At 61.0% G+C, this 7,842-nt stretch carries 9 protein-coding genes; all 9 read right to left on the bottom strand.

The genetic code is table 11. From position 1 onward, the window contains the following. On the bottom strand, positions 1 to 1,147 hold a 1,147-nt coding region (gene purF, locus MPJ51_RS04250), incomplete at its 3' end, for an amidophosphoribosyltransferase (RefSeq protein ID WP_298382250.1). Positions 1,148 to 1,788: 641 nt separating this feature from the next. Then, positions 1,789 to 2,388 (bottom strand): CvpA family protein, encoded by a 600-nt coding sequence (locus MPJ51_RS04245; RefSeq protein ID WP_298382248.1) that lies wholly within the window; start codon positions 2,386 to 2,388, stop codon positions 1,789 to 1,791. Positions 2,389 to 2,426: 38 nt separating this feature from the next. Then, on the bottom strand, positions 2,427 to 3,791 hold the full coding sequence (gene radA / locus MPJ51_RS04240; protein ID WP_298382243.1) for a DNA repair protein RadA: 1,365 nt from the start codon (positions 3,789 to 3,791) through the stop codon (positions 2,427 to 2,429). 134 nt (positions 3,792 to 3,925) lie between these two features. Next, positions 3,926 to 4,708, bottom strand: coding sequence for a DNA repair protein (locus tag MPJ51_RS04235; protein ID WP_298382240.1), 783 nt, complete (start codon positions 4,706 to 4,708; stop codon positions 3,926 to 3,928). A gap of 148 nt (positions 4,709 to 4,856) precedes the next feature. Beyond that, complete coding sequence (locus MPJ51_RS04230) at positions 4,857 to 5,309, bottom strand: paraquat-inducible protein A (RefSeq protein ID WP_298382237.1); 453 nt, start codon at positions 5,307 to 5,309, stop codon at positions 4,857 to 4,859. Continuing rightward, entirely contained in the window at positions 5,306 to 5,707 is a 402-nt protein-coding gene (locus tag MPJ51_RS04225) for a hypothetical protein (RefSeq protein WP_298382234.1), read from the bottom strand. Before MPJ51_RS04225 ends, MPJ51_RS04230 begins: the two co-directional genes overlap by 4 nt. Next, positions 5,707 to 6,453 (bottom strand): ABC transporter ATP-binding protein, encoded by a 747-nt coding sequence (locus MPJ51_RS04220; RefSeq protein WP_298382231.1) that lies wholly within the window; start codon positions 6,451 to 6,453, stop codon positions 5,707 to 5,709. Before MPJ51_RS04220 ends, MPJ51_RS04225 begins: the two co-directional genes overlap by 1 nt. After that, a complete protein-coding gene (locus tag MPJ51_RS04215) occupies positions 6,450 to 7,232 on the bottom strand; it encodes an ABC transporter permease (protein WP_298382228.1) in 783 nt (260 codons plus the stop codon). The genes MPJ51_RS04220 and MPJ51_RS04215 overlap by 4 nt, the downstream gene beginning before the upstream one ends. Next, the coding region (locus MPJ51_RS04210; protein WP_298382225.1) for an alanine racemase C-terminal domain-containing protein at positions 7,229 to 7,842 on the bottom strand (614 nt) is incomplete at its 5' end. The genes MPJ51_RS04210 and MPJ51_RS04215, both read right to left, overlap by 4 nt.

Genomic DNA, 7,842 nt, shown 5'->3' with positions numbered 1-7,842 from the left:
ACATCTGCACGATCTTCTTGATCGTGTTGCCGCGCACGATGGAATCGTCAATCAGAAGAACGTTGTGGCCCTTGAACTCCAGCGGCACTGCGTTCAGCTTGCGGCGCACGGATTTTTGGCGTTCTTCCTGCCCGGGCATGATGAATGTGCGCCCGACATAGCGGTTCTTCACCAGGCCTTCACGGTACGAGATGCCGGTTGCCTTGGCGACTTCCAACGCGACAGGACGGGCGCTGTCGGGGACGGGGATGATCCTGTCGATCTCAAGCCCAGCGTCCTCGATCTGCCGTGCCAGCCTCTGGCCCATGCGCATCTGGGTCTTATAAACCGACACGCCGTCCAGCATGGAATCCGGGCGGGCGAGGTAGACATATTCGAAGATGCAGGGCGTCAGTTGTCCCTCGACCGCCTGGAACGTGTGCATATTGCCGTCCAGATCGATGAGAATGGCCTCACCCGGTTTTACATCGCGCAGTTTGTCGAACCCGTTGATACCAAAGGCCACATCTTCGGACGCAAAAGCATAATCATCACCTTCGCCATCGACTTCACGCTTGGCGACGGACAGGGGGCGGATGCCGTAAGGATCGCGGAAGGCCAGCATCCCGACGCCAGCAACCAGACAGATCACTGAATAGGCGCCCTGTACCCGTTCCATCGTCATCTTCACCCCGGCAAAGAGGTTGCGGATCGGTTCGGCATTGCCGTTCACTTTGATCGCGTCCGAGACTTTGTCGGCCAGCACGTTCAGCAGAATCTCGGAATCCGAAGTGGTGCGCAGGTGGCGGCTGTATTTGGCGGTCACTTTCTCGCGCTGTTCGGCGGTGTTGGTGATGTTGCCATTGTGGACCAGATAGATGCCATAGGGCGCGTTGACGAAAAACGGTTGCGCCTCGGACGCGCTGAGCGAGCCTGCTGTGGGATAGCGGACATGGCCCATGCCGATCTTGCCCAGCAGCGTTTCCGCGTCACTGGCGTTGAACACGTCCTTGACCAGCCCATTGGCCTTTTTCTCGCGGAAGTATTCCCCATTATAAGTGACGATCCCCGAGGCATCCTGACCCCGGTGCTGCAGCATCAGCAGCCCGTCATAGATTTCCGCAAACACATCATGTGTCCGGCTTGCGATCCCCAAAATCCCACACATGTACGGGCTCCAATTCCTATGACGTTCTGACCTGAGGGTTGACCGTTTGGTGGCACGGCAAAGCCGAGCATCCGGGGGCTGCTGTTCCTGACGCCGGGTCGGCGGTCATCACTGCGGCGCGCGCGCATGAGGACAGAAAGAACAAGATCGGCAGCTCCGATTCCGTGGCGGTTCGGCCCCCACATAATGCCTTATGGCGCGCCTGTCATCAAAGGATCACAGTTCTGTTTTGTCGCGGGTCGGATTTATGCCGGGGCGCGTGTCGCAACAGGATTGGTGACATGGTTACACATATGTGCTGTCATGCCTGTGTGACGTTTTGGTTCAGAGTATTGATGTGCAGGTAAAGGGCAGAACATGTGGCAGCACAGACGCTATAAGAAAAAGGAAGACCCGGTCAAACGCCGGTGCCATCGCTGCCGCGGCAACGGGCGGGCGCCTTGCGAGATCTGCAAGGGAACCGGAGAGGTGGTCAAAAGCCGCGATATCCACGGCAGGCCGATCTCCAGCCGTTGTGATGGGTGTTTCGGTCTGAAAGCCATCCGCTGCACGGTATGCGGCGGCGAAGGATTCGTCTGACTCATCCCTGAAAAAGCAAAAGCCCGGGCAACGCCGGGCTTTCGGTCCTTAAAGATGCCGCCTCAGCTGTCCTGAGTGGCGTCCGGTGTTTCCGGCGCGGGCGTGTGACCGGCGGTGCAGGAGGCAACCAGTTCCTCATACTGCGCGGTGATCCAGCCCAGAGCGGCCTCGGGGTTCTGCTCTTCGATCTGGCCGCTGAACTGTTCGAACACCTTGGCCGAACGGCTTTCATCCACGATCGTGTAGGACTGGCCGGTCATCACGGTGTCATAGACAAAGAAGGCAATGGCAACCAGCAGGATGCCGCGCGCGATGCCGAAGAAGAAGCCAAGCGCCTGATCCAGACCGCCAAGCGCCGACCGCTGCACCAGCGACGAAAACAGCGGGGTGAAGATGCTGACCACGATCAAAGCCACAGCGAACACGGCGGCAAAGCCGGTGATCACCGACAATTCGCAGCTGTCGCGCAGGAATTCGCCCACCACGGGCACTTCTTTGACCAGCGGCACGACCTGTGGCGCAAAGATAAAGGCAAGCACGGCGGCTGCGACCCAGCCCGCGATGGCCAGAACCTCGCGCATGAAGCCGCGGGAATAGGCAAGGATGCCCGAAACCACGACGATCAGGGCAACGACCCCGTCAATTATTGTAAAACCTTCCATGGCCCTCGCCTGTTTTTTCTGCCCCTCAGGGCGCGACTTTAACCTGCTCCGAAGGTTTCGCCAACAAACCCGACTAAATCAGAGGGTCGGGTGAGTGTCAGACCTGCCACAGTGCCGGTTTTGCCACCGGCCGGAGCAATTGCCGATGTGAAACCAAGTTTTTGCGCCTCTTTCAACCTGTTTTCGGTCTGCGGGGCGGGTCTAAGTGCCCCAGATAGCGAGATTTCTCCGAAAACCACGGTGTCGGCGGGCAGGGCGGTGTCTTCGCGCGCACTCAGCAGCGCGGCCGCCACGGCCAGATCAGCGGCGGGTTCGCCGATTTTCAGCCCTCCGGCCACGTTGAGGTAGACGTCGAGCCCCGCGAAGGGGATGCCGCAGCGCGCCTCTAGCACTGCGAGGATCATCGCCAGCCGCCCGCTGTCCCAACCCACGACCGTGCGGCGGGGTTGCGAATGGGGCGAGGGCGCTACGAGGGCCTGCAATTCGACCAGCACGGGGCGGGTGCCTTCGATTCCGGCAAAGACCGCTGAACCGGGGCTGGGGGTGCCACGTTCCGACAGGAATAGGGCCGAGGGGTTGGTCACCTGCGCCAGCCCCTTGCCGGTCATCTCGAACACACCGATCTCGTCAGCGGGGCCAAAGCGGTTCTTGACCGCGCGCAGGATACGGAACTGGTGGCCGCGCTCGCCTTCGAAATAGAGCACGGTGTCGACCATATGCTCGACCACGCGGGGGCCTGCGATCTGGCCTTCCTTGGTGACATGGCCAACCATGATGATCGACACGCCGTGGCGTTTGGCGAAGGTGGTCAACTCATGTGCGGCGGCGCGGACCTGAGAGACCGAACCCGGGGCGCTGTCCACATTGTCGGCCCACATGGTCTGGATCGAATCGATGATGGCGAGGCCGGGTTTTTCGGCCTCCAGCGTTGTCAGGATATCGCGCAGGTTGGTTTCTGCCGCCAATTGCAACGGCGCGTCCTCCAGCCCCAGACGGCGCGCGCGCATGCGGACCTGCGCGCTGGCTTCCTCGCCCGAGACATAGATGGTCTTGACGCCCGCGCGCGCAAACCGGGCGGCGGCCTGCAGCAGCAGAGTGGATTTGCCGATGCCGGGGTCTCCGCCCACCAACAGGGCCGAGGCGGGGACAAGGCCGCCGCCCAGCACGCGATCCAGTTCCTCAACCCCGCAGAGGGTGCGGGGCGGGGGTGTTTCCTCGGTCGACAGGTCCGTGAGTGCGATGGGCTGGCCGCGCTTGCCGCCGAGGGATTTTTTCGCCGGGCCAGCCGAAAGCGGTGCGTCCTGCGTGATCGTGTTCCATTCGCCACAGGCGTCACAGCGCCCCGACCAGCGGGTATGCGTCGCACCACAGGCCGAGCAGGAGAAAGAAGTCGTCTTTGCCATGGCGCCTTTGGTGCCCGAGGATGGGCGGTTCTTCAAGCCCTTGCGGGCTTTCCTCACCGCCGGTGGCGCGCTGCGGCCTCGGGCCCTTGCGGGCCGTCGACCGCAGCGGGCGCTAACGCGCCGAGGGCGGGTGGTTATTCAGCCGCGCGGGGCGGGGTCATCGCGATGACGCTGGATGCGGTTGGATCGTTGTCATCGGGTGGCGATTGCAGTTGCGCGGACAATTCCGGCAGCAGTTCGAACAACTCATCCCGCAGGCGGGTGAGCTGCGAGCGGGCGATGGATTCCTCGATCTCGATGTCGCGGGTCCATTGGCGCAGCTCGTGCTGGATGGTCTGGGCGTCCTCGATGCGTTGCTGGAAGCGTTCGACCTCTTCCTGACGCTGTTGCAGGAAGGCGCGGGCGCGGGCGACCTTGGCCTCGCCATAGGTGTCGGCCAGTTCCTGACTGATCTGGCTCATCTGCGCGGCCAATTCCAGCACTTGAGGCTCCAGTGCCTCCAAATCGGGATGATCGCGCAGGAATGCCATCCGTTCCTTGATCGCGTCGAATTCCGAGGCCAGCGCAAAGGCGCCACTACGGTCGGCGGCATGCGCGACCTGATAGGCCTGCGCCACGTCCTGCATGTTGAGTGAAAACTTCCGGTGTGTGTTCTCCAGCGCCATCATGCGCGCGTTCGAGGGCAGGTAGAACGCCAGCATCAGGATCAGCGCGGTCAGCCCGACCTGAACATAGATCCCGGCATCGATCACCACTCCATCGCTCAGCCCGGCCTGCATTGACAGCCACGGCAACAGACCGAAGGCGGACATCACAGTGGTGGTCACGGCAAAAAGGGCCGCTGCGCATATGAGGAAAAAGGTCAGCCTCAAGAAGACATTCTGAAACTGCAATGTGATGGTGTGGAGGGCGGTCATAATCCAAATCTCCCTTTCAACCGGTACCGACCGGGCCGAAGCGGAGAGGTGTTAGAACAGGCGTGATGATCCGCTGCGGACCCGTGAACTACAAAAACGTTGCTGCTCGAAATATCTAAATGATACTTGGATTTTCGTTTTCAATCAATCAGGTCTGAGGTTTTCGTGAACTGGATGTCATTTCCGTAATGTGACCCAGCGCGATCGAGGCCAGAATGCAGCCGGTAAACAGGTACAGGCCCCAGGCGGTTTCGATTGTGGCGTATGAGATGCCCTTGGCCAGCGTGATGTAAAGCGCGATGAGGAAGATATCGGCCATGGCCAGCTTGCCCAGGATGTGCAGTGCGGGTTGGACGCGGGCGTCCAGCAGGTTCCACTGGATCAGCGCGGTGCCGATGGTTTTGAGGTAGGGCGCGAAGAGGGCGAATGCGGTGACGATGAGCGCGAGGAAGACGTCGGATTTCCACAGCGATTGTAGACCGGTGATCACGCTGATCTCGCTGAGGCCGAAGATCGGCAGCAATCCCGCGCGCATCAGCGGAGCGAACCACGCGATGGGGTAGAGGATCAGGAGCGAGAGGGTGGCGAGGCGGAGGGTCATGTGAGATCACTATGCTGCAAACTGAACGCGCTCCACCCAAACAGCAAAGTCATGAGAACAAAAAACACTGCAACATACATGACGGTTTTGCGGGGGTTCGAAGATATTCTGAATAGTTCTTTATGAAGCACAAATGCAGAAACAGCGACCCCGAAAACGACCGGAAGCATCGCAAGTATGTTAGCAGTTTCCATATTGAATGCGATGATGTTCGAGATCAAAGCACCGGGAATAAAGCCGTACAAAAAGGCTTTCATCACCGGCTTCATCGTCTTGAACGCACGAACCGGCGAAAAAATAAAACCATGTATTGAGAATATGGTAATGAACCAGACAATTAGTACTGAATTGAAGTAAACGCCCGGTATCGAAAGAGCAAAAAGTTGGATCGGGCTCATCACCGCACCGCCTCAATCGGCCCTTCCGCACTCCCGCTGATGAACTGCTCCACATAGGGATCACCCGAGGCATCCATCTGACCGACCGGCCCGGTCCACTGGATCACCCCGTCATGCAGCATCGCCACGTTGTCGGCAATCGCGCGAACCGAACTCATGTCGTGGGTGATGGTCATCGCGGTGGCGCCCATCTCGGTCACGATCTCTCGGATCAGGTCGTTGATGACGCCGGACATGATCGGGTCGAGGCCCGTGGTGGGCTCGTCAAAGAAGATGATCTCGGGGTCGGCGGCGATGGCGCGGGCGAGGCCGACGCGTTTCTGCATGCCGCCCGACAACTCGGATGGGTAGAGATCGGCCACCTTGGCGCGCAGGCCGACGCGGCGCAGTTTGTCGATGGCGATCTCGCGTGCATAGTCGGCGGGGCGCTTCAACGGGCCGCGCAGCAGGCGGAAGGCGACGTTCTGCCAGATCGGCAGCGAGTCAAACAGCGCACCGCCCTGAAACAGCATGCCGAACCGGGCCAGAAACGCGTCGCGGTCGCCCTTTTGCGCGTCCTTGCCATCGACATAAATCTTGCCGCTGTCCGGCTGGATCAGGCCAAGGATGCATTTCAGCGCCACGGATTTACCGGTGCCCGAGCCGCCGATGATTACCATCGACGTGCCCTTGGGAATCTCAAGGTTCATGCCTTGCAGTACGTGGTTGTCGCCAAAGGCTTTTGTTACGTTCTCCATCCGGATCATAGCGAGAAGAACACCCCTGTGAGTACGAAATTGGCGGCCAGGATCAGCACGGCGGCGGCCTCGACCGAGCCTTTGGTGGCGCGGCCCACACCCTGCGCGCCGCGGCCCGAGTTCATGCCATAGTAGCAGCCCATGATGGCGGCGATCATGCCGAAGGCCGCACCCTTGACCAGCGATGAGACGATGTCGCGGGTTTCAAGGAAATCGACGGTGTTTTTCAGATAGGCCGCCGGGTTGAAGCCCAGATTTTGCGTGGCTACCGTATAACCCCCCGCAATGCCGATGATATCGCCCACCGCCACCAGCGCAGGCACGGTGATCAGCGCCGCCAGCACGCGGGGGGCGGTCAGGTATTTCATCGGATGGGTGGACAGGGTGACCAGAGCGTCAATCTGCTCGGTCACTTTCATGGTGGCAATCTCGGCGGCAATGGATGAGGTCACGCGGGCGGCGATCATCAGGCCGACCAGTACGGGGCCAAGTTCGCGCACCATGCCGATGGCGACGATCTGGGGCACCACCGCCTCGGCATTGAAGCGCGCGCCACCGGCGTAGATTTGCAAGGCAAGCGCACCCCCGGTGAAGATGGCGGTCAGGCCGACCACGGGCAGGGACAGCCAGCCGATATTCAGCAGGGCGATCCCGAATTCGCGCGGGTAGAACGGCGGCCGGAAGATGTGCGAGAGCGCATCCAGCGCAAACAGCGTCACCCGGCCAAACGCCGCAAACAGGCCCAGTATAGTGCGGCCCAGCCCCCCCAGCGCAGCGATCGGGTTCATTCCACGTAGCCTCGCGAATAGCGCCTGCCCATCGAGGTCAAGATTTCATAGCCGATGGTGCCTGCAGCCTCGGCCAGATCATCGACGGTCTGATGTCCGTTGAGGATGCGCAGGCGGTCGGGGTCATGGGGCAGGTCGGTCACGTCGACGGTGATCAGGTCCATCGAGATACGACCAACCACTGGGCAGGGCTGATCGCCGGAAAAGGCGTCGATCCCGCCTCCAATGGCGCGGTGCAGCCCGTCTGCATAACCCGCCGCAACGGTGGCAATGCGCGAGGGACGGCGGGCGGTCCAACTGTTGCCGTAGCCCACCGTCTCACCCATCTCGACCTTGCGCACCTGCACCACCGGCAGGTCGACGGTGACCACCGGTTTCGCCCCGGCAAAGGGCATGCCGCCGAACAGGCCAACACCGGGACGGCAGAAATCGAAATGGAATTCAGGGCCGAGCAGAATACCGCCCGTCGCTGCCAGCGAGCGGGGAACGTCGATGCCATCCGTCATCTCGCGGAAGGTGCGCAACTGTTGGCGGTTCATCGGATGTTCGGGCTCATCCGAGCAGGCCAGATGCGACATCACCACCACCGGGTTCAGCGCCAGCGCTTCGT

Origin of the sequence: Ruegeria sp., assembly GCF_028066395.1 — a bacterium.
Lineage (GTDB): Bacteria > Pseudomonadota > Alphaproteobacteria > Rhodobacterales > Rhodobacteraceae > Ruegeria.
This window is presented reverse-complemented; position numbering and strand designations above follow the sequence as displayed.

Coding starts and splice junctions, on each gene's coding strand:
- MPJ51_RS04245 (WP_298382248.1), bottom strand. CDS start 2,388: ATGGAAGGTTTTACAATAATTGACGGGGTCGTTGCCCTGATCGTCGTG.
- radA (WP_298382243.1), bottom strand. CDS start 3,791: ATGGCAAAGACGACTTCTTTCTCCTGCTCGGCCTGTGGTGCGACGCAT.
- MPJ51_RS04235 (WP_298382240.1), bottom strand. CDS start 4,708: ATGACCGCCCTCCACACCATCACATTGCAGTTTCAGAATGTCTTCTTG.
- MPJ51_RS04230 (WP_298382237.1), bottom strand. CDS start 5,309: ATGACCCTCCGCCTCGCCACCCTCTCGCTCCTGATCCTCTACCCCATC.
- MPJ51_RS04225 (WP_298382234.1), bottom strand. CDS start 5,707: ATGAGCCCGATCCAACTTTTTGCTCTTTCGATACCGGGCGTTTACTTC.
- MPJ51_RS04220 (WP_298382231.1), bottom strand. CDS start 6,453: ATGATCCGGATGGAGAACGTAACAAAAGCCTTTGGCGACAACCACGTA.
- MPJ51_RS04215 (WP_298382228.1), bottom strand. CDS start 7,232: ATGAACCCGATCGCTGCGCTGGGGGGGCTGGGCCGCACTATACTGGGC.